We start from the raw sequence: 1,254 nt of genomic DNA, 5'->3' as shown, positions 1-1,254 counted from the left end.
TGACCTGCCCCCTTTCTCAGGGCCACTAGCTACTTAGTAGAGTCCAGGTTGGGGAGCATACCGCTCCGGTGGGTCAGGTTTCGATCAGCGGTCGAACCAGTCAAGGCACCTTCGTTGCGCAGCGCGGCGGCGAACTCGGCAGGCGTGCATTTGGGCAGTGAGCTGTGCGGACGCACCTCGTTGTAGTCCTTGCGCCAGATGGCGATTACCGCCCGTGCGTGCTCGAGCGAGATAAACCAGTTTTCGTTCAAGCATTCGTCCCGGAACTTGCCGTTGAAGCTCTCCACATAGGCGTTCTGCGTGGGTTTCCCTGGCTGGGTCAGCACAAGCGTCACGCCGTTGGCGGTCGCCCACTGGTCCAGCGCCCGGCCGGTAAACTCGGGTCCCTGGTCGGTCCTGATCGCCGCGGGGTAGCCGCGGAAACGGCATACCGCATCCAGGATGTCGGCCACGTTCTGGCCATTTATCCTCCGGCCGACGGCGATTTCCACCGCTTCCTTGGTGCAATCGTCCACCACCGTCAGGCACTTGATCGGGCGCCCGTTGGCCAGGGCGTCGAAGACGAAGTCCATCGACCAGGTGTGGTTGGGCCCCGACGGCAGCTGCAGCGGACGGCGCTCGACGGCCACGCGATCGCGCTTGCGGCGCTTGCGCACCGCCAGGCCAGCGTTGCGGTACAGCCGGTAGATTCGCTTGTGGTTGGCGATCCAGCCCTCCCGTTCCAGCAGGATGTGCAGCCGTCGGTAGCCGAACCGGCGACGTTCGCCCGCCAACGCAACGAGCCTGGCCTGCAACGGCGCGTTCGCCATGCGCGGCTGGTAGTGCAACACGCTGCGTGACAAGCCCAGTGCCCGGCAGGCCCGCCGCTCCGACAGGCCCAGCTTCGCCCGCACGTCCGCGACGGCAGCCCGTCGCGTCGGCGGGCTCAGTATTTTCCCCGCGCCACGATCCTCAGCGCTTCGTTGTCCAACATCGACTCGGCCAACAGCTTTTTGAGCCGCGCGTTCTCCGCTTCCAGTGCCTTCAGGCGCTTGGCGTCGGGCACATCCATGCCGCCGAACTTGCGCCGCCACAGGTAGAACGACGCGTCACTGAAGCCGTGCTTGCGGCAAAGCTCCTTGACCGGCGTGCCGGCGGCCGCCTGCTTCAGGAAGCCGATGATCTGCTCTTCGGTGTATCGCTTCTTCATGTCCGTCCTCTTGTGAGACGGACTCTACTAAGATCAGGTTGGCCCGGAAAACGGGGGGCAGGTCA

The 1,254-nt window shown here is 64.8% G+C and carries 1 protein-coding gene; it reads right to left on the bottom strand.

The annotated features are described in order from the left end of the window. Positions 1 to 29: 29 nt before the first annotated feature. Positions 30 to 1,189, bottom strand: a protein-coding gene (locus tag N5D91_RS24245; RefSeq protein ID WP_086009122.1) for an IS3-like element ISPa39 family transposase whose coding sequence is annotated in 2 segments (ribosomal slippage) — positions 30 to 931 and positions 931 to 1,189 — 1,161 coding nt in all. Because the reading frame shifts where the segments join, the coding sequence is not laid out codon by codon here. Between the last annotated feature and the right edge of the window lie 65 nt (positions 1,190 to 1,254).

It is taken from the genome of Stenotrophomonas sp. GD03794 (assembly GCF_029842145.1).
Lineage (GTDB): Bacteria > Pseudomonadota > Gammaproteobacteria > Xanthomonadales > Xanthomonadaceae > Stenotrophomonas > Stenotrophomonas riyadhensis.
This window is presented reverse-complemented; position numbering and strand designations above follow the sequence as displayed.